General features: G+C 34.3%; 20 protein-coding genes. 4 read left to right on the plus strand and 16 right to left on the minus strand.

Going from position 1 to position 20848, the window contains the following annotated elements; translation table 11 throughout:
* Window positions 1-10: 10 nt before the first annotated feature.
* The 9 genes from murG to M0M57_RS03750 all read right to left on the minus strand — a co-directional run bounded on the left by murG (window position 11) and on the right by M0M57_RS03750 (window position 10219).
* Complete coding sequence (gene murG, locus M0M57_RS03710) at window positions 11-1105, minus strand: undecaprenyldiphospho-muramoylpentapeptide beta-N-acetylglucosaminyltransferase (RefSeq protein WP_248435482.1); 1095 nt, start codon at window positions 1103-1105, stop codon at window positions 11-13.
* Between the two features lies 1 nt (window position 1106).
* Window positions 1107-2417 carry an FtsW/RodA/SpoVE family cell cycle protein gene (locus M0M57_RS03715; RefSeq protein WP_248435484.1) on the minus strand — a complete coding sequence of 437 codons (1311 nt, stop codon included), beginning with the start codon at window positions 2415-2417 and terminating at the stop codon, window positions 1107-1109.
* Between the two features lie 87 nt (window positions 2418-2504).
* Window positions 2505-3836: a UDP-N-acetylmuramoyl-L-alanine--D-glutamate ligase gene (murD, locus tag M0M57_RS03720; protein ID WP_248435486.1), complete on the minus strand. Its 1332-nt coding sequence runs from the start codon at window positions 3834-3836 to the stop codon at window positions 2505-2507.
* Window positions 3836-5062, minus strand: a complete 1227-nt coding sequence (mraY, locus tag M0M57_RS03725; RefSeq protein ID WP_248435488.1) for a phospho-N-acetylmuramoyl-pentapeptide-transferase — start codon at window positions 5060-5062, stop codon at window positions 3836-3838. The genes murD and mraY overlap by 1 nt, the downstream gene beginning before the upstream one ends.
* Before the next feature lie 7 nt (window positions 5063-5069).
* A complete protein-coding gene (locus tag M0M57_RS03730; protein WP_248435489.1) occupies window positions 5070-6533 on the minus strand; it encodes a UDP-N-acetylmuramoyl-L-alanyl-D-glutamate--2,6-diaminopimelate ligase in 1464 nt (487 codons plus the stop codon).
* Window positions 6530-8524, minus strand: a complete 1995-nt coding sequence (locus M0M57_RS03735; RefSeq protein ID WP_248435491.1) for a penicillin-binding protein — start codon at window positions 8522-8524, stop codon at window positions 6530-6532. The genes M0M57_RS03730 and M0M57_RS03735 overlap by 4 nt, the downstream gene beginning before the upstream one ends.
* Window positions 8515-8862, minus strand: coding sequence for an FtsL-like putative cell division protein (locus M0M57_RS03740; RefSeq protein WP_248435493.1), 348 nt, complete (start codon window positions 8860-8862; stop codon window positions 8515-8517). The genes M0M57_RS03735 and M0M57_RS03740 overlap by 10 nt, the downstream gene beginning before the upstream one ends.
* Entirely contained in the window at window positions 8863-9771 is a 909-nt protein-coding gene (gene rsmH, locus M0M57_RS03745) for a 16S rRNA (cytosine(1402)-N(4))-methyltransferase RsmH (RefSeq protein ID WP_248435495.1), read from the minus strand.
* Window positions 9746-10219, minus strand: a complete 474-nt coding sequence (locus tag M0M57_RS03750) for a division/cell wall cluster transcriptional repressor MraZ (protein ID WP_248435497.1) — start codon at window positions 10217-10219, stop codon at window positions 9746-9748. The genes rsmH and M0M57_RS03750 overlap by 26 nt, the downstream gene beginning before the upstream one ends.
* Before the next feature lie 397 nt (window positions 10220-10616).
* Between M0M57_RS03750 and M0M57_RS03755 the strand changes: the two genes are divergently transcribed.
* Together M0M57_RS03755 and yihA are read left to right on the plus strand one after the other, a co-directional pair.
* Entirely contained in the window at window positions 10617-11381 is a 765-nt protein-coding gene (locus tag M0M57_RS03755) for an alpha/beta fold hydrolase (RefSeq protein WP_248435498.1), read from the plus strand.
* A gap of 37 nt (window positions 11382-11418) precedes the next feature.
* Window positions 11419-12036, plus strand: coding sequence for a ribosome biogenesis GTP-binding protein YihA/YsxC (yihA, locus tag M0M57_RS03760; protein WP_248435500.1), 618 nt, complete (start codon window positions 11419-11421; stop codon window positions 12034-12036).
* Here yihA and gldC read toward each other — a convergent pair.
* Both gldC and gldB read right to left on the minus strand, forming a co-directional pair.
* Window positions 12033-12365 carry a gliding motility protein GldC gene (gldC, locus tag M0M57_RS03765; protein ID WP_248435502.1) on the minus strand — a complete coding sequence of 111 codons (333 nt, stop codon included), beginning with the start codon at window positions 12363-12365 and terminating at the stop codon, window positions 12033-12035. The two genes, yihA and gldC, sit on opposite strands and share 4 nt — an antisense overlap.
* Entirely contained in the window at window positions 12365-13321 is a 957-nt protein-coding gene (gene gldB / locus M0M57_RS03770) for a gliding motility lipoprotein GldB (RefSeq protein ID WP_248435504.1), read from the minus strand. The genes gldC and gldB overlap by 1 nt, the downstream gene beginning before the upstream one ends.
* Before the next feature lie 118 nt (window positions 13322-13439).
* Between gldB and nadE the strand changes: the two genes are divergently transcribed.
* Both nadE and M0M57_RS03780 read left to right on the plus strand, forming a co-directional pair.
* Complete coding sequence (nadE, locus tag M0M57_RS03775) at window positions 13440-14255, plus strand: NAD(+) synthase (protein ID WP_248435506.1); 816 nt, start codon at window positions 13440-13442, stop codon at window positions 14253-14255.
* Between the two features lie 110 nt (window positions 14256-14365).
* Window positions 14366-14995, plus strand: coding sequence for a response regulator transcription factor (locus tag M0M57_RS03780; protein WP_248435508.1), 630 nt, complete (start codon window positions 14366-14368; stop codon window positions 14993-14995).
* Window positions 14996-15033: 38 nt separating this feature from the next.
* Here M0M57_RS03780 and dnaG read toward each other — a convergent pair whose 3' ends face one another.
* The 5 genes from dnaG to M0M57_RS03805 all read right to left on the minus strand — a co-directional run bounded on the left by dnaG (window position 15034) and on the right by M0M57_RS03805 (window position 20817).
* On the minus strand, window positions 15034-17022 hold the full coding sequence (gene dnaG, locus M0M57_RS03785) for a DNA primase (RefSeq protein WP_248435522.1): 1989 nt from the start codon (window positions 17020-17022) through the stop codon (window positions 15034-15036).
* A gap of 122 nt (window positions 17023-17144) precedes the next feature.
* Window positions 17145-18257 (minus strand): cell envelope integrity protein TolA, encoded by a 1113-nt coding sequence (locus M0M57_RS03790; RefSeq protein ID WP_248435523.1) that lies wholly within the window; start codon window positions 18255-18257, stop codon window positions 17145-17147.
* Between the two features lie 36 nt (window positions 18258-18293).
* Window positions 18294-18971 carry a hypothetical protein gene (locus M0M57_RS03795; protein WP_248435524.1) on the minus strand — a complete coding sequence of 226 codons (678 nt, stop codon included), beginning with the start codon at window positions 18969-18971 and terminating at the stop codon, window positions 18294-18296.
* Window positions 18958-19518, minus strand: coding sequence for an RNA polymerase sigma factor (locus M0M57_RS03800; RefSeq protein WP_248435526.1), 561 nt, complete (start codon window positions 19516-19518; stop codon window positions 18958-18960). The genes M0M57_RS03795 and M0M57_RS03800 overlap by 14 nt, the downstream gene beginning before the upstream one ends.
* Window positions 19519-19836: 318 nt before the next feature.
* Complete coding sequence (locus tag M0M57_RS03805; protein ID WP_248435528.1) at window positions 19837-20817, minus strand: polyprenyl synthetase family protein; 981 nt, start codon at window positions 20815-20817, stop codon at window positions 19837-19839.
* Window positions 20818-20848 lie beyond the last annotated feature (31 nt).

Below are 20848 nucleotides of genomic sequence, written 5' to 3' on the forward strand. Positions count from 1 at the left end.
AAAGTCTTCTTTATTTCTTTATTAGTTTACTAATTTCTTTAACTATATCTTGTGTTGCATTGGGTTTCGCCAATTTCCTGATTTGATTACCTAATTCTATTTGATGATTTTCATCGTCAATTAAATGAGAAAAAACAGGTTGAAATTTTCCGTCTAACTCACTTTCTTTTAACAAAATTGCTCCGTTTTTATCTACAATTGCTTTTGCATTTTTAGTTTGATGATCTTCTGCCACGTTGGGAGACGGAATAAAAATGACCGGTTTGCCCACTAAACAAAGTTCCGATACTGAAGATGCACCTGCACGGGAAATGATGATATCTGCCGCTGCATAAACCAAATCCATTCTGTCGATGAACGAAACAACTTTTACATTCGGTTTTTCATTAAAATGACTGTATTCGTCAAAATAAAGTTTACCACACTGCCAAATCACTTGAATATTTTGATTGGTTATAAAATCCAATTCTTTTGCAATAAGTTGATTTATTCTTCTTGATCCTAAACTTCCTCCCAAAACCAATAAGGTCTTTTTTGTTGCATCTAAAGCGAAATAAGTCAACGCATCCAATCGTTTATTATCAATGGAAAGCAAATCTTCGCGAACAGGATTTCCCGTTAATTTTATTTTATTTTTTGGAAAAAAGCGTTCTAAATTGTCATACGCCACACAAATCACAGAAGCTCTTTTGCTTAAAATTTTATTGGTAATTCCCGGGAAAGAGTTTTGCTCTTGCACCACAATTGGAATATTCATGACAGAAGCCGCACGCAATAAAGGTCCTGAAGCAAAGCCTCCGGTTCCTATAACCACATCCGGTTTGAATGCTTTTATGATACGTCTTGATTTTATTAAACTATCAATAACTTTTACCGGAAACATTAAATTTTGCAAGGTCAATTTTCGTTGTAAACCCGCAATCCACAACCCTTTTATTGGATATCCGGCTTGTGGCACTTTTTGCATTTCCATTTTATCTTTTGCACCAACAAACAAAATTTCACAATCCGGAAATTGAGCTTTCAATTCATTGGCAATAGCAATCGCCGGGTAGATATGTCCACCGGTTCCGCCACCACTTAATATGAATTTAAAACTGCTCATCTTAACTTTTGTTTAAAACTGCATTCATTGGATTATCTTCGATAGAATAATCTTCATCCTTTTCTTCATCAGATTTTATCAATGCCTCTTCATCTTCTTTCAATTGCTTGTCAATCATTTTTTGAAGAGCTGCATCTCGCATGGCTTTTTCTTTATTTTCGGCAGCAATTTCTTCTTCTTTTTTGGTTACATTGATGATGATTCCCAACGCCAAACAAGTTACCCAAATTGAACTTCCTCCACTACTGATTAGCGGAAGTGTTTGTCCGGTTGTGGGCAATAATTCTACAGCAACTCCCATATTAATCATCGCCTGAAACACGATGGGAAAACCGAGTCCGACGACGACTAATTTTCCGAATAATGTATTGGCTTTGTGAGCGGCAATAACGATTCTGAAAAACAGTAAAAGATAAATTCCAAGAATTGCTAATCCGCCGGCTAATCCGAATTCTTCCACAATAATGGCATAAATAAAATCGGAAGAAGATTGAGGTAAAAAGTTTTTCTGAACGCTTTTTCCCGGTCCTAATCCATAAATGCCACCGGTTGCGATAGCAGTTTTGGCTCTTTCAATTTGATATACTTCGTCCGGATCTTGGACATCATCATTAAAAAATCGTTCGATACGAGCTTCCCATGTATTGACACGAGTTGTTAAAGGATTTGGAAATGCTTTTGCTATCAGAATAAAAAAGGCAAAAGAAACGATTCCGATTCCCAACACTGCTCCGATATATTTTAATGGATATTTTCCGATGAAAACCAACATTAAAACCATTGCAAAAATCAATGCTGCAGTGGAGAAGTTGGCAGGAAGAATAAACATCAACGTGATTCCGACCGGAAGCCATAAATCGATGAATGATGATTTGAATGTGAGTGGTTCTTCTCTTGTTTTGGATAAGTAGCGAGCCACAAAAATCATCAACACAATAAATGCAAACGTAGAAGGTTGAAACGAAATTCCAACAAACGGCACTTGAATCCATCTACTTGCGTTAGCACCTGCAATTACTGTTCCTTTAAACAATGTGTAGGCAAGTAATAGCCAAATAAATGGCAATAAAATTCTAGAAATACTTCTGAAATAATGATAAGGAATTTTATGAATTCGGTAAACAATAAAAAAACCAAGAGCAACGTGTACCAAGTGTTTAATCAGATAACTAACTGTGTTTCCCGTTCCTTTTCCGGCATAAGCCAAATTGCTGCTGGCACTAAAAACCGGCATAAATGAAAACAGAGCCAATAGGGCTATTAATGCCCAAATGACTTTATCTCCTCTTAAACTTTTTATTAGTGCTAACATGTTTTGCTTTTTTTCCTACTTCGTAGGAGATTTCTATCTCGACTTCGTCATCTTGCGAAATGACAAAAAGTTTTTAAAACCATTCTCTTATAAATTCCGAACTGCTTGCTTAAATTGTCTTCCTCTGTCTTCATAATTTTCGAATAAATCGAAACTGGCACAAGCTGGTGATAATAAGACAGTATCGCCTTTTTCTGTTAGATGTTGAGCCGTTCGAACGGCATCACTCATGGAAGTTACTTCCACCATTACATCGACTACATTTCCAAAAGCATCTATAATTTTTTTATTATCAACACCTAAACAAATGATTGCTTTTACTTTTTCGCGAACCATCGACATTAATTCGGAGTAATCGTTTCCTTTATCAACGCCACCCACAATCCAAACGGTAGGTGTGGACATGCTGTCTAAAGCAAAAAATGTGGCATTTACATTGGTTGCTTTACTATCATTAATGTATTGCACATTTTGAATTTTCAATACACGCTCCAAACGATGTTCAACACCTTGAAAATTAGACAAGCTTTCTCTGATGGTTTGTTTTCTGATTCGCATCAGTTGAGCTACCGAGGTTGCTGCCATTGCATTTTTCATGTTGTGTTTGCCTTCCAAAGCCATTGTTTTGGTTTCCATTGTAAATTCTTCTTCGTTGATGTACATTTCCATAGTGTCGTTGTTTATAAATCCTCCCATTTGGTGCTTTTGTTTAAGCGAAAATGGAATTAATTGTGCTTTTGTTTTGTTGTTTTGTAACCAATCGGTTATTGCTTCATCATCTGCATCATAAATCAAATAATCATCTTCGGTTTGATTCATTGTTATTCTAAATTTTGAAGCGATGTATTTTTCATATTTATAGTCATATCTGTCCAAATGATCCGGGCTGATATTTGTGAGAATGGCGATATGCGGTTTATAGTTAATGATTCCGTCTAATTGAAAACTGCTTAATTCTAACACATACACATCAAAATCTTCATCGGCTACTTGCCAGGCGAAACTCTTTCCTATATTTCCTGCCAATCCTACATTTAAACCACCGGATTTTAACAAATGATACGTGAGCATTGTTGTGGTTGTTTTTCCATTACTTCCTGTAATTCCGATGGTGATAGCATCTGTAAATTGGGATGCAAATTCAATTTCTGAAATAACCGGAATTTGCATTTCTTTCAATTTCTTGACAATTGCCACTTTATCAGGAATTCCGGGGCTTTTCATTACCACATCTGCATTTAAAATCAGTTTCTCGGTATGTTTTTCATCTTCCCATGCAATCTCATTAAGCAACAGAACTTCTTTGTAATTATCTTTTATTTTTCCAAAATCGGATAGAAAAACATCATATCCTTTTTTCTTTCCTAAAATGGCGGTTCCTACCCCACTTTCTCCTCCTCCCAAAACAACCAATCGCATTATCTTAATTTTAAGGTTACGATTGATAAAATGGCTAACAAAATTCCAACAATCCAGAATCGGGTTACAATCTTACTTTCATGATAGCCTTTCTTCTGGTAATGATGATGCAAGGGCGACATGAGAAAAATTCGTCTTCCTTCACCAAATTTCTTTTTGGTATATTTAAAGTAGCTGACTTGCAACACTACAGATAAATTTTCGGCTAAGAAAATTCCGCAGATGACCGGAATCAGTAATTCTTTTCGAATGGCAATGGCGATTACCGCAATGATTCCGCCTATTGTTAAACTTCCTGTATCGCCCATAAAAACGGCTGCCGGATAACTGTTGTACCATAAAAATCCGATGAGTGATCCCACAAATGCGGAGATAAACACTGTCATTTCACCGGAATTGGGGATGTACATAATATTGAGGTAATTTGAAAAAATGATATTACCCGAAACGAATGTAAAAATCCCAAGTGTAAGGACAGATATTGCGGATGTTCCGGCTGCGAGACCATCAATTCCATCTGTTAAATTGGCTCCGTTTGAAACGGCTGTGATGATAAAAATTACTATCGGAATAAAAATTAACCAAGCCCAAGATTCGTAACCATCACCTAAAAACGATAACAAATCAGCATAATCAAATTCGTTATTTTTGAAGAATGGAATTGTTGTTGCTGTTGATTTTTCTTCTAAAGCAGCAGGATCAACGATTGTTTGTGTGGTTGTTTGAATATTGGTTAACTGAGTATCTTTTCGAACAGTAACGCCCGGATTGAAATACAAAACTGAACCAACTATCAAACCCAAACCAACCTGACCAATAACTTTGAATTTTCCTTTTAAACCTTCTTTATCCTTTTTAAAAATTTTAATATAATCATCAATAAAACCAATAGTTCCCATCCATAATGTGGTGACAATCAACAAAATGATATAAATATTATCCAATCTTGCCAATAAAACTACCGGAACTAAGGTGGCTAAAATAATTATTAATCCACCCATGGTTGGTGTACCGGCTTTTTGGGTTTGACCTTCTAAACCTAGTTCACGAACTGTTTCACCAACTTGTTGATTTCGAAGAAAATTGATAATTCTCTTTCCAAAAATGGTTGAAATTAAAAGCGATAAAAGAACCGCCAAACCTGAACGAAATGTAATGTACTGAAAAACTCCTGTTCCGGGAACATCGAGTGTTTTGTCTAAATATTCAAATAAATAATACAGCATATCGGTTCTATTGGTTTCGTTCTTCTAATAGTTCTTTTACGGTTTCCATGTCGTCAAAATGATGACGAACTCCTTTGACTTCCTGATAGGTTTCATGACCTTTTCCGGCAATCAGAATAATATCGTTTGGTTTTGCCAATTGGCACGCTACTTTGATGGCTTGTTTTCTATCTAAAATGGATAGTGTTTTGCGATGATTTTGTGGTTCAACACCTTTTTCCATATCCATTAAAATGTCGGTTGGGTCTTCGTCTCTTGGGTTGTCTGACGTTAAAATGACTTTATTGCTTAACGTCGATGCAATATTGGCCATTATCGGACGTTTCGTTTTATCTCTGTTTCCTCCGCAACCCACAACTGTGATTAATTGTTCGTTTTTGGTTCGAATGTCATTGATTGTTCCTAACACATTTTCCAACGCATCGGGTGTGTGAGCATAATCAACAATGGCGGTGATTTTATCATCTGAAACGATGAATTGAAAACGTCCTGAAACACTTTCTAATTCGGATAATAATCGTAAAACTTCTAAACTATCCAACCCTAATTCGACAGCAGTTCCATAAATTGCGAGTAAATTATAGGCATTAAACGTTCCGATTAATTTTACCCAAACTTCGTTTCCGTTTATCTTCAATAATAATCCGCTCAACTGATTTTCTAAAATGGAAGCTTTGTAATCGGCATACGATTTTAGAGCATAAGTTAATTTCTTAGCTTTCGTGTTTTGCAACATCAAATTGCCGTTTTTATCATCTACATTCGTTAACACAAAAGCTGTTTTTGGCAAATAATCAAAAAATGATTTTTTTACGTCTCTATATTCGGCAAATGAGCTGTGATAATCTAAATGGTCGTGGGAAAGGTTTGTGAAAATTCCGCCGGAAAATAGCAAACCTTCTGTTCTTTTTTGATGAATTCCGTGTGAGCTGACTTCCATAAAACAGAATTCAACACCGGCTTTATTCATTTCTGACAAATAATAATTTATCGTTAGTGAATCCGGAGTAGTATGTGTGGCTGGAAATTCTTCTTCATCAACCAAAATTTTTACTGTAGAAAGCAATCCTACTTTATAACCAGCTTTTTTAAACAATTGATACAACAAAGAAGCAATGGTGGTTTTGCCATTTGTTCCTGTAATTCCAACTAATTTTAAGTTTTGGGATGGATTTTCATAATAATTTGATGCCAAGAAAGCTAATGCTAAATTGGTATCCTTCACTTGAATATAAGTTACTCCATTGACAATTATTTCTGGGAAAGTATCGCAAACAATAACGGCTGCACCTTGATTAAGAGCTTTTTCGATAAAATCGTGTCCGTTTGAAACAGTTCCGCGAATGGCCACAAAAACATCATTCAATTCCACTTTTCTGGAATCAAATTCAATTTTATTGATGGTGGCATCGGTTGAACCTTTTACAGCTTCAATGCTTACTTTATATAATATGTCTTTTAGCGTTATCACGATAATTCTAATATAATTGTGCTGTTTTTTAGTAATGGTTCTCCGGGTTGAATAGATTGTTTTTTTACTTTTCCTATTCCTATAATTTTCACTTTTATTTTCAAATTTTCTAACAAGGCAATTGCATCCATACCAGACATTCCTTTTACATTTGGAATGGTGTTTAGTTCTTTGGATGAATTAGCATAATATGTATCATAATTTTTATCCTGTATCGGAATGTTTTTCTCCAAACTTTTCACTTCGTTGGTAGAAGGAACATCGGTAAACACTTTTTGTGCAATTCGTTTAAAAACCGGTCCGGAAACATCTGCTCCGTAATATCCTTTTGACTTACTTGGTTTGTGCACGACAACAATGCACGAATATTTTGGTTGATCTGCCGGAAAATAACCCACAAATGATGAAGCATAATACAAATTAGCCTTGTCTGAATAACCCATTTGGGCTGTTCCTGTTTTTCCTGCCATCGAAAAATCTTTGGAATATAATTTAGAACCCGTTCCTTTTTTGACTACATTTTCTAAAACGGCTTTTATTTTGTCGATTGTTTCTTGTGAGGCAATTTTTGGATTAATCACTTCTTTATCAAACTTTTTAATGGTTTTGTTCCATTCTTTAATTTCCTTTACGAATAATGGTTTGACCATTTCACCATCGTTTGCCACAGCATTATATAATGTTAAGGTTTGAAGTGGTGTCATTGAAACATTATAACCATAAGCCATCCAAGGTAAAGTGGTGCCATACCAATTTTTTTCTCCTGGCTGAGGAACAATTGGTTTTCCTTCTCCTTTTATTTGTAAACCAAGTGGCTCGTGCAGTTTCATGCGTTTGATATGGTCAACAAACTTCTGCGGATTACTTTTGTAATTATTATAAACAGCTTGAACTAATACCGTATTGGATGACAATTCAAAACCTCTTCCCAAGGAAATTTTACCGTAACCGCCTTTTTTAGAATCACGCACTTTTCTGTTGTAATAGGATATTTCGCCACCCTTAGTATCATAAATATCACTTGTGTCTGCTACCTTATCTTCAAAAAGAGCGATTAAATCAATTAATTTAAAGGTAGAACCCGGCTCATGTGATTCGGCAACCGCATAATTTACAGTTTCACTGTACTGGCCATTTTTATCTCTTCCTAAATTTGAAATTGCTTTTACTTCTCCTGTTTTTGTTTCCATCACAACCACACATCCATGTTCTGCTTCGTAGTATTCTAACTGCTTTAACAAAGCATGATGAGCGATGTCTTGAATATATACATCGATAGTAGAAATAATATCATAACCATCTTGTGGTTCTACTTCATTTTCGTCGCGAATAGGTTTCCATTGACCTTTTGCCATTTTTTGCATGAGTCGTTTTCCATCTTTACCATTTAGATAATCTCTAAACGCCCATTCGATTCCTTTTCCGTCCGGAGTTCCGTTTGGTCTGATTCGCTCATAACCTATAGTTCTCTCGGCTACCAAACCAATTGGATGTTCACGAACTGTTTTTTGCTCGGTTATGATTCCGCCACGATAAGCTCCTTTGTTAAACAGCGGAAAACTTTTGATTTTCATGTATTCGGTATAGCTCAAATTTCTAGCTACCAAATAGTATCTGTTTTTTGTTGATCTCGCTCGTAAAAATTCCGTTTTATAAAACTGTGATGATTTTCCTAACAGTTTTGACAATGAATCGCAAAGCGGTTGAAGGTTTTTATCAAAATCTTCTTTTTTGGGAGCCACCGCATCAAAACGAACTTTATAATTTGGAATAGAAGTGGCTAATAAACTTCCGTCAGAAGAATAAATATTCCCTTTATTTGCAGGTATTACGAAGTTTTTTACACTTCGTTCTTTGGCTAATTTTCGATAATAATCGCCTTCAACCCATTGAATATTGGTTAACTTAACAGCAACACCAATAGCCATCAAAAAGACGACTACGGCAACCAAATAAATTCGGTAAGAGATATGTTTATCTGTTACTTCCATATTTTTTCTGTTAATGTTTTTTCTTTAGGTTTAACCACTTTTATTTTTGTTGGAGGCACTGTAGAAGGAAATATTCCTTTTTCTTCCATTTTTTTTGAAATAGTGCTTTCCATTTTTAATTTCATTAATTCCGAACGACGATCTACAAATTCTGATCGCAATTCTTTTACTTCTTTATTTAATTCAACAATTCTGAATATTTTTTTTTCGTAATGATGAATATTTGCAATCATTACCATTGCCAATGCAATTAAAAAAACGATGAATCGCCAGTTTTTAACCGCATCTTGGTTAACCAGAAATCTTGCTTTTAATATGTCGTATATTCCGGCTTTCATTTACTTTTTCTCAGCAATTCGCAATTTGGCACTACGAGCTCTATTATTTATTTTAATTTCCGCATTATCCGGAATAATCAACTTTCCTATTGATTTGAATGGAACTGAATAATTTCCAAAGAAATCACGTTCCGGTTCGCCTTCAAACATTCCGTTTTTCATGAATCTTTTCACCAAACGATCTTCGAGAGAATGATACGAAATCACACTTAATCTTCCGCCAGGCTTTAAAATATCTAATGATTGTTCTAAGAATTCTTTTAGAACTTCCATTTCTTGATTTACCTCAATTCGGATCGCTTGATAAATCTGAGCTAATATTTTATGACTCTTGTGAGCCGGTAAAAATTTTGAAAGAACTTGTTTTAATTGTTCCGTATTTTTGATTGGAATATCTTTTCTGGCATTTATAATGGTGTTGGCAATCGCTCCTGCATTGGATAATTCACCAAATTCTGCAAATACTTTTTTAAGCGTAGCTTCATCATATTCATTCACAACCATAAAAGCATTTAACTCGCCCTTTTGACTCATTCGCATATCGAGTTCAGCATCAAATCGGGTAGAAAAACCTCTTTCGGCTACATCAAATTGATGAGAAGAAACACCTAAATCGGCCAAGATTCCATCTACTTCTTTCACACCATAAAATCGCAAATAGCGTTTGATGTTTCTAAAATTTTCATTAATCAATTTGAAACGTTCATCTGGCAAAGCATTCGCTATCGCATCTTCATCCTGATCAAAAGCATATAACTTCCCATCCGGACCTAGCTGACTCAAAATCTCTTTTGAATGTCCGCCACCACCAAAAGTCACATCTACATAAACTCCGTCCGGCTTGATTGCCAAACCTTCTACGGATGTTTTTAATAAAACCGGATTATGATATTCCATTGTCATCATCATTAACATTTCCCATTACATCTTCTGCCAAATCAGCAAAATCGATTGTTGCATCATCAATTGACTTTTCATATAAATCTTTATCCCAAATTTCCACAATATTAACTGCCGAAGACAGCACAATATCTTTGGAAATAGAGGCAAAAACCACTAAATCTTTCGGAACCAACAAACGACCCAATGCGTCAATTTCAACCACTTTCACTCCTGCCGTAAATCGTCTGATAAAATCATTATTCTTTTTTACGAAACGATTGAGTTTGTTTACTTTATTCATCAAAACGTTCCATTCTGCCATCGGATACAATTCCAAACACGGCTGAAAAACCGATCTCTTCAAGACAAAACCATCTTGCAATGAAGCAGCCAACTGCTTTTTCAAAGGAGCAGGCAAGAGCAGCCTTCCTTTGGCATCGACTTTACATTCATATGTTCCAACAATGGTATTCAAGGAGTTACAATTTTGATGGTTTGATAGCAAATATAAAAACATTTTACCACAATTTACCACAAAATACCACTTTGTTAATAAGTTTTACCACTTTGCTCTTCAAAACGATTTCGAGGTAACCAACTGAATTATTGCACATTATTTAACAAAACATTTAGAATTGTACAGTTTGAAAGAAAATATTCAACAGTTTAACAAACTGGCTTCAGTTTTTATATGATTTGTGTTATATTGGATGAATTGACTTGACTTGAAAAAATGTTGATAATTAACCACTTATCCAATTGGTGCATTTTTTTTAATCAAACCCTAAAATTCATTTCAAATAAACAGTACAATTCTTCTTTTTTATGGATAAAATCATATATTTGTGTTGAATTGAAAGATCTCATTTTTGATGAAAGAAAACTTTAAGAAAGAAGGAAAATATACTTATTTTGAAGCCGGAGAAGGAACTCCAATTATTGTTTTGCACGGTCTTATGGGCGGTTTGAGCAATTTTGGCGGAGTAGCTGATTTTTTTCCAAAAAATGGATATAAAGTCGTTATTCCTGAACTTCCATTATACACACAAAACATTTTAAAAACCAACGTAAAAGCTTTTTCAAAATTTGTAAAAGACTTTATTGTTTTCAAAGGATTTGAACGCGTTATTTTATTGGGAAATTCATTGGGAGGTCATGTTGGTTTATATCACACAAAAATGTATCCTGAAAAAGTTGCCGCATTAATACTAACCGGAAGCTCAGGACTTTATGAAAGTGCCATGGGTGATAGTTATCCAAAAAGAGGTGATTATGAATACATCAAACTAAAAACCCAAAATGTATTTTTCAATCCTGAAATGGCTTCAAAAGAATTGGTAGATGAAGTTTTTGCAATTGTAAATGACCGCATTAAAGTAATCAAAACACTAACTATTGCCAAAAGTGCCATTCGACATAATATGGCAAAAGATTTGCCAAAAATGCAAACCCCAACTTGTTTGATTTGGGGTAAAGACGATAAAGTCACGCCACCTGAAGTCGCAGAAGAATTTCACAAGTTACTACCAAATTCCGACTTATACTGGGTAGACAATTGTGGTCATGCAGCGATGATGGAACATCCTGATGAGTTTAATAAAATCATGCTGGAGTGGTTAGAAAAAAATAAACTATAAAGAGTCCGAATGGACTTTTTTGTTTTAAATAAATACTATGAAAATTAATACCGCCGAATTTGTAATCAGCAATTCTGAAGTGAGTAAATGTCCGAAAGACCCGCTTCCGGAATATGCTTTTATTGGAAGATCGAACGTGGGAAAATCATCCTTGATTAACATGTTGACCAACCACAAAAGTTTGGCAAAAACCTCCTCTAAACCAGGAAAAACACAATTAATCAATCATTTTAAAATAAATAACAATTGGTTTTTGGTCGATTTGCCTGGCTATGGTTATGCAAAGGTTTCTAAAAAATCAAAAGAAGTCTTTCAACAATTTGTGACTGATTATTTTGAAAAAAGAGAACAATTGGTTTGTGCTTTTGTATTGATAGACATTCGATTAGAAGCTCAAAAAATTGATTTGGAATTTTTTACTTATTTAGGCGTGACCGAAGTTCCTTTCTGCATTATTTTTACCAAAGCAGATAAAGTTGGCAAAACCCGAATTCATTCACACATTGAAGCTTACAGAAAACAAGTTTTAGCCAGCGGTTGGGAAGAAATGCCACAACACTTTATTACTTCTGCAACAGAATCTACCGGAAAAGAAGAATTACTTTCGTTTATTGATGAAATTAATCAAGAAATGTTTAAAAACGATAGTTTCTAACTTTTCAATTCTAATTTTTCAGCAAAATACTCACAGAAGTCCCGCATTGTGTCGGCCATTTTATCATCGGTTGTGGCTCGTTGAAACGTATCGGCCATTGCTACTAAGGTTTGATGAAAGAAAATTTTCATTTCATCCACGGGCATGTCTTTGGTCCATAAATCAATTCGCAGAGACTCTTTTGATTTTGAATCCCAAACAGATAACATAATTGCTTTGGTTTCTTGGTTTTCGATGCCACCGTCTTTGGCAGTCCATTTTAAAGATTCAGGCACTTTATTTTCATCTAACGTAACATCAAACTTTATTTCGGAGGTAATCAAACTCATTATTTTTTGGGTTTATATTTTGAACGGGTAAAAATTTCTTTTGCATCCATTGCTAAAAAATCAGCCAAAGATACTTCATTATTTTTCATAAACGAACGAACAATTTGCCAGCCAATCCAAACTCCGGTTCTTCCCGGCGACTCAGCATCAATTTCGAGATAGAATTTAGAAAATGGTGCCGGAGCAATAAAACGCTGCACTAATTTGGTATCAGAATCATACAATATATTGTCTTCGATAAAGTATCGCCAAATTTCGCCTTCGTTTTCTTCGCACCAAAGTTGCTGCTCTTTTGAATATCCTATTTTATCAAAATCTTCATACTTAGGAAGAATTAAGTCTTTGATATACATTTCTTTTCCAAAATAAATCATTTGGTCTAAAAATGTTTTTTCTCGTGGTTGAGCAATCACTCGCGGGGAAAAATCGGAAACCACATCAGGCATAATCTGCGAACGTTGAAAGGTTTGACGAAAATAATCAGGAAATTCATAGAATTTATGTTCTTTTCCTAAATACAAATCCAACGAAATCAACAAAAGACTGTCAGTATAAATCACTTTATTTTGATAATCCATTTCAGAAATCAAAGTGGTTACTTTTGAAGGTGTTTTTTGGTTGGGAAAATAAAATTTTATATAACGAAAAACCTCTTCTAACTCTTCTTGAACAGGCGTAAAATCACTGTACTTTTTTTGCACTTCATCATACAATTCACGATATAAAGGATCTGTCATTTTACTAATAAAAATGCTATCCGGAAACTGACTTGGAAAAAAAGCCGGATATTCTGCTTTCATTTTTTGAAAATCTTTAACAGGCGTTTCATAAAAAATTTTATCAAAACGTTCGACTGTTAACGAAACCGGAATTTCTTCTATTTGCTTTTCTATTTTTGACTTTTTATCGCAAGAAGCAACTATAATCAACAGAAAAATTAATACGATTCTTTTCATTTTAAATTTGAATTATGATAACTTTAAATTGATTTAGAAAATCAATTTGATTTTTCTACTTTTACTTTTTAAAATTGAATTGCAAATATACAGTGCCAAATCGTATAACTTGAATAAGATGACACAAAAAAACACTACAATTAAAGTAGAAGAAGTAAATGAATACATTGTTAATTGGTTAAAAACCTATGCGGAGAACGCAAAAGTAAATGGTTTTGTTGTGGGTGTGTCAGGAGGAATTGACAGTGCGGTAACCTCAACACTTTGTGCTCAAACGGGTTTAAAAACACTTTGTCTTGAACTTCCAATACATCAAGCTGCTTCTCATGTTAGTCGAAAAAAGGAGCATATTGCACAGTTAAAACAACGTTTTCCTAATGTTGAAAGTGCTTCTGTTGATTTAAGCAATACGTTTGAACAATTTAAAAAAGATGTTCCAACTTCTGAAAATGAGGTTAAATTAAATTTATCACTAGCCAACACGAGAGCAAGATTAAGAATGACAACGTTATATTATTTTGCAGGAATTCACGGACTACTTGTTGCCGGCACCGGAAATAAAGTAGAAGATTTTGGTGTGGGTTTTTATACAAAATATGGCGATGGCGGAGTAGATTTGAGTCCGATTGCCGATTTAATGAAATCGGAAGTTTATGCTCTTGGGAAATTTTTAAAAGTACCGGAATCAATTTTAATTGCTGCTCCAACAGATGGCTTATTTGGTGATGATCGTTCGGATGAAGACCAATTAGGAGCAAGTTACAACGAATTAGAATGGGCAATGCTTCAAGACGAAGCGGGAAAAAATACTACAGATTTTAATGGAAGAAATTTAGAAGTCTTTAACATTTACAAAAGGCTCAATAACGCTAACAAACACAAGATGAACCCGATACCTGTTTGTGAAATTCCCAAATATTTAAGAGAAATCTAAAATTTTTCTTAAAATAATTTGTCAGAATTACATTCCATTAAAAAAAAATATAGTATCTTTAACAGCCCTAAAAAAATATTAATCATTTTCTAACTAAAATACCACTTATCATGATTAAAGTTTGTTTAGCCGATAATCAACCCGTAGTTCACTTCGGTGTTAAATCGTACTTTAAAGACCATGCTGAAATTAGTATTGTAGGCCATGTTGGTAACTACAATATGATTTTAGACATGCTTAAAATTAAGCCTATTGACATTTTAGTCTTAGACTTGGAACTTGAAGGGCTAACGAGTATCAACTTAGTAAAGTATATACTCAAGGAGTTTCCGAGTACTAAAATTATTATTTTCAGTAATCTTTCTGAAAACATTTATGCTCCAAACGCACTAAAAGCGGGTGTTTCTGCCTATTTGCACAAAACATCTAAATTAGAAACACTTGGAAACGTAATTGTAAAAGTAAATAATGGTGCCGTTATTTTTAACGATGCTATTAAGAAAAGTTTAGCTCTGATTGCTAAACAAAATAAGAGCGAAAGACTCTATCGAAAACTCTCTAACAGAGAAATTGAGGTATTACGATTCTTAAGTGATGGAAAAAAGAACAATGAAATTTCTAAAATTTTAGGACTGAATGAAAAAACCATCAGTACCTATAAATTGAGACTGCTCACAAAATTAAATGTGACTAACTTGGTCGATTTAGTTAACAAAGCAAAAACATTGGAGATTGTGTAAAAATACTTAGAAAAAAGACCTCGATTTGGGGTCTTTTTTTAGTTATAATCCGAACGCATTCTGCCAATTCGTCGAGTGATGTTAACTTTTAACTTGTTGTAATCATTTATCATCGTGATAATTTCTTCCGGCGAAAGTTCGGGAGTTTCTTCTTGAATTTGAAGCATCAATTCACGATTCAGTTTATTGATTAAGTATTCTCTAAATGTTACGATTGTTTCGGTAACCAATCGAGAAAGAATTTCGAAATCGTCTTTTTCTTTTACAAAAACTTGCTTTTTATCCAACCATCCATGCAATTGATATTTTTCATCATTCATTAAAATATCCGTAACTACTTCTGCATGCTCGGGAACTAAATTATTGAGGTAATGATTTTTATCAAACGATTCATTTTGATGAAATTGTGCAACTAAATCAATATAAATGGCATTAAAAATCGGATTAGCCAATTCAATTTCGTCTTCTTGTAAACTCAAATAAATGCGTTCGTATATTTTATGATTAACTTTTTCAATGGTTTCAATTTCCTTTCCGTTATCATCAAATTGAATAAAAACATTTTCAAATTCCACTTCATGGTGACCATATAATAGTAGAATTTCCAGAATTGATTTTTCCAATAACGTAACAACATCAATTTTAGCGATGGTTTCGGTTGAATCATTTTTAACAACATCAAATACTTTTTGCTCTTGTTTGAATTTTTTGTTGGCTTCAGACAAATCTTTTTGAGCCATTTGTGCCAACGTGCTAAACAAAACATCTTCAGAAATATCCATGATTCGGCTACATTCTTGGATGTAGATTTCACGTTTAATTCGATCCGGAATTTTTGAAATACTAATCACCATATCCCTAATTAAATCGGCTTTTTTGATGGGATCATTCTTTGCATCTTGCATCAATAAAGAAGCTTTGAACTGAATAAAATCTTTAGCATTTTCATCCAAATACTTCACCAATTCATCATACGGTGTTTTTTTAGCAAAACTGTCCGGGTCGTCGCCATCAGGAAAAGAACACACTTTAACGTTCATTCCTTCTTCCAAAATCAAATCAATTCCCCGAATGGATGCTCGTAAACCCGCCGCATCACCATCAAAAAGAACAGTAATATTTTTCGTTAAACGATTAATTAATCGAATTTGGTTTGGTGTTAAAGCCGTTCCGGAAGAAGAAACTACGTTTTCAATTCCGGCTTGATGCATTTGAATCACATCAGTATAACCTTCCACCAAAAAACAATTATCAAGTTTCGCAATGGATTGTTTGGCGTGAAAAATTCCGTAAAGCACATTACTTTTATGGTAAATTTCGCTTTCGGGAGAATTTAGATATTTGGCGGCTTTTTTATCATTCGTCAAAATTCGTCCACCAAAACCGAGCACTCTTCCCGACATACTTTGAATGGGGAACATCACACGACCTTTGAATCGGTCAAATTGTTTGTCTTCTCCAACAATTGTGAGTCCGGTTTTTTCAAGAAATTCTAATTTATAGGCTTTTCCGAGAGCTTCTTTGGTCAACGCATCCCACGTGTTTGGCGAATAACCTAAATTGAATTTTTTGATTGTTTCGTTAGTAAAACCGCGTTCTTTAAAATAGGATAATCCGATAGCTTTGCCCTCTTCTTCTTCCCATAAAACATGTTGAAAATACTTGCTGGCAAATTCGGAAACCAAATACATGCTCTCTTTTTCATTGGCAACCAGCTTATCTTCGTCACTTGAAACGGTTTCTTCAATTTCGATATTGTATTTTTTGGCTAAGTAGCGAATGGCTTCCGGAAACGAAAAATGCTCATGTTCCATCAAAAAAGTAACAGAATTTCCGCCTTTTCCGGTGCTAAAATCTTTCCAAATCTGCTTTACCGGAGAAACCATGAACGAAGGCGATTTTTCATTGGAAAACGGACTCAATCCTTTCATATTACTACCGGCACGTTTGAGCTGGACAAAATCACCAATCACCTCCTCAACTCGGGCGGTTTCAAAAACTAAATCGATGGTGTTTTGCTTAATCATTGGTGTTTTTTCGTAGCCTGTAAAAGTACAATTCAGTTTTTAAAAATAAGGAATTAAAAATAAAAAAAAGGTGCTTCAAAATGAAACACCTTTAAACAAATGTATATTAACTCAAACAAATTTTAATTGAAATCGAAACGTAACCCTAACGAAATGTTGTTTTGATCGACTGTATTGTTTTTAAACATTGGATTTAAGTCGTATTTTAGATACAAACTTGTGGCACGATAACCGATGTAGGTTGACAAACCATAGGTAAAATCAGATGTATTAAAATCTCCTTTTTCTTTTACTTTTACACGAACATCATCTTCATTGAATTTTAGAATTTGCTTTGATTTTACGTTAAATCCGGCATATCCACCAATTCCTAGTCGGACACTTTTGTGTGATCTAAATCTCGCATCACCGTTTTCGCTAACCGATTTTGGTGTAAAATCAAATTCTAAATGAAGTGGTAAAACCAAACTTACATTTCTAAAACGACTTTCTTTTAAATTTAAATCAAATTCTTCTAAATTGGTTTGCTCTCCATTTCTTACGAAGTAACGATTATTGGTTGGACGCAAATTGTTATACATTAATGACAAACCGTATTTGGCATGTAACAAGTTGTTGTTCTTGAAAATTCTGGTGTTGTAAGTCAAACCCCATTCATAAAAATGTGAACCCCAAACGCGGTAATCGCTGTCTTCCAACGAGCCGGTATCGCCATCGGTTACAAGGTTATTTAACCCAAAAGCAAACACAAATTGAGACGTAGTTCGTTTAGAATTTCTTTTGAATTTTTCTTTTTCGCCTTTGAAAATTTTCATTGAACCAATATTAATTTCGGTATGATCTTCACCAATAGAATCATTTGCACTCGAACCTAGAATAATGGTGGTTCCGCCTCTTACCTTTTCTTCGGAATGTTTTACTTTACCATCAACTGCATCTTTTATCAGTTGTTGTAATTTAGCTTCTTCGATGGCTACTTTTTCTTCAATGTTTTTGGCTCTTACTTCGGCTGCTTTTCGTTTTTCCGACTCTGCTTTTTCGGTTGAAATTGTTCCGTTTTCTAACAATTTATTGATGTCTTCCACTTCTTGTTTAAGAGCTTCTTTTTCTTGATTAGTGATTTTTTTGATGTTTTCTGAAATAGTTTTTGCTCTGCCATCAAATGTTTCCTGTCCATACATTTGGGTAACTAACGTGCATAGCAATACTGCTGCATAAAGGATAATTTTTTGCATAATTTTAAAATTTAACTGTTCGTGATTTGATTGTTTTTACTCGTAATTTCGATTGGCCAAGGTTGACTTTACCGAATTGTATTTTTTATTAATCGATTGAATAACTTTATCTCTAAATGTTTCATCTACTTCTTTTTCTGCCGAAGAAAGCAACGCATTTGCATCAACTTTTACGGATGGTTTTTTTGAAATGTTTGGAATTTCAATCTTTTCTCCGGTTTCAATTTCGGCTAAAAGTGATTCGGCATTGATATATTTAGGAGTAGATATTTTGGGTTGATTTTCAACAATTGTTTCTTCTTTTTTTGAATGATTATCCAATAAAAAATCTTTTTTAGGATCTATTTCAGCGGATGGTTTTTCTATTTTTTTTGTTGATTGATGAACGACTGCTTCATTTTCTTTTACTTCTGGTAAGTAATTTTCTATTTCAGGAGTTGACTCATTTTCAATCAATTTAGTTTCATTTTCCAAAACAATTTGGTTGGTTGGAATTACATTTTCAGTTGAATTTTCTTTGTTCATCATAAAAATTCCAAACATCGTAAATCCAACAAAAACTGCCGCAATAGAAAGCCATTTATAACTTCTTTTTGGTTTTTGTTCTTCTACCGAAAGCATAGCATCCAAACGATCCCAAGCATTTGACGAAGGTTGAATTTCTCGTTGATTCAACTTTTCTTTGATTTGTTTATCTATGTTATTCGGTTCCATTGTCATAATTTTTTAATCTGTTAATCTGATTTTGAAGCATCTTTCTGGCGTGTGACAATTGCGATTTTGATGTTCCTTCATTAATTCCCAACATTTCGGCAATTTCTTGATGTTTGTAACCTTCGATGGCGTAAAGATTAAAAATCATTTTATATCCATCCGGTAAACTATCGATGAGAAACTGAATATCATCAACTGAAAATTTGCTTTCGATGTCGTTATGTCTTTCTTCAAAAAAAGTTTCATCTTCTATAAATTTCACTTGCTTTTGAACCCTGATAAACGAAATGCATTCATTAATCATAATTCGTCTAATCCAACCTTCAAAACTGCCTTTGTGCTCAAAATTTTTTAAACTTGAAAAAACTTTCATAAAAGCGGTAATCATGACATCTTCTGCTTGCTGCAAATCTTTGATGTATTGTCTGCAAACGCCCAACATTTTTGGCGAAAATTTTGTGTAAATCTGATGTTGAGCATGCCGGTTATTTTCGACAGCTAATCGGATTGTGTTTTTCTCGTCTTGATGTAAGTTGATTACTTTCATTTTTACAAAATCAGTCGCGGTTTTCAGTCGCAGTTTTCAGGCTTTACAGATTAATTAGTGTTCTATTTACATAGACGAATGAAGTTTGAATTTAGTTGCATGGGTTTTGAAAAAAAAATGAAAAAAGTTGCAACAAATTAAAAATCAATAGTTTAAAATTAATTAAATATAATTAGCACTTATTGTAAAAATAGTTTTGCCTGCTTCGCAGGAGATTTCTATTTCGACTTCGTCATCTTGCGAAATGACAAAACTACGATTGCAAACTGTGACTGCAAACTGCGACTGTGACTGTCAACTAAAACTGCCAACTGAACACTACTTCTTCCTCTCAATAACATAATTCACCATCAAAATCAAAGCATCTTTATAAGGTGATGTTGGAAAGTGATTCAATAACTGGAGAGCTTCTTGTTGGTAAGTAATCATTTTTTCTTCTGCATAAACCAGTCCGTTGCTTTGTTTCACAAAATTGATTACCTCTTTTACTCTTTTCTTGTCTTTGTTGTGGTTTTTAACGGAATTGATAAGCCAACTTTTTTCTTTTGGCGTACAATTATTTAAAGTATAAATCAACGGCAATGTCATTTTTTGCTCTTTGATGTCAATTCCGGTGGGTTTTCCGATGGCATCGTCGGTATAGTCAAACAAGTCATCTTTAATTTGAAATGCCATTCCGATAAGTTCCCCAAATTTTCGCATTCGTTCTACGATTTCCTGATTTTCGGGCAAAACAGAACATGCTCCGAGCGAACAACAAGCCGCAATTAACGTAGCTGTTTTTTGACGGATGATTTCGTAGTAAACGTCTTCGGTAATATCTAATCTTCGGGCTTTCTCGATTTGAAGTAATTCACCCTCACTCATTTCACGAACGGCAACTGAAATGATTTTCAATAAATCAAAATCATTGTTATCAATCGAAAGCAGTAATCCTTTAGATAGTAAAAAATCGCCCACTAAAACAGCGATTTTGTTTTTCCATAACGCATTAATGGAGAAAAATCCACGACGGCGATTGCTGTCGTCCACCACGTCATCATGCACTAATGTGGCGGTGTGAATTAATTCGATAACCGAAGCACCCCGATAGGTTCGTTCGTTTATTAAACCTTCGGAAACCATTTTGGCGGTTAAGAAAACAAACATCGGACGCATTTGTTTTCCTTTTCGGTTCACGATATAATAGGTGATTCGGTTGAGCAACGCCACTTTGGAAGACATCGAATCGTAGAACTTTTTTTCAAAAAGTTCCATCTCTTTGATGATGGGTTGCTTAATTTGTTCGGTGATTTTCATGAAAGTTCAAAGATAGTTAGAAAGTTAGAAA

It is taken from the genome of Flavobacterium azooxidireducens, from assembly GCF_023195775.1.
GTDB classification, from domain to species: Bacteria; Bacteroidota; Bacteroidia; order Flavobacteriales; family Flavobacteriaceae; genus Flavobacterium; species Flavobacterium azooxidireducens.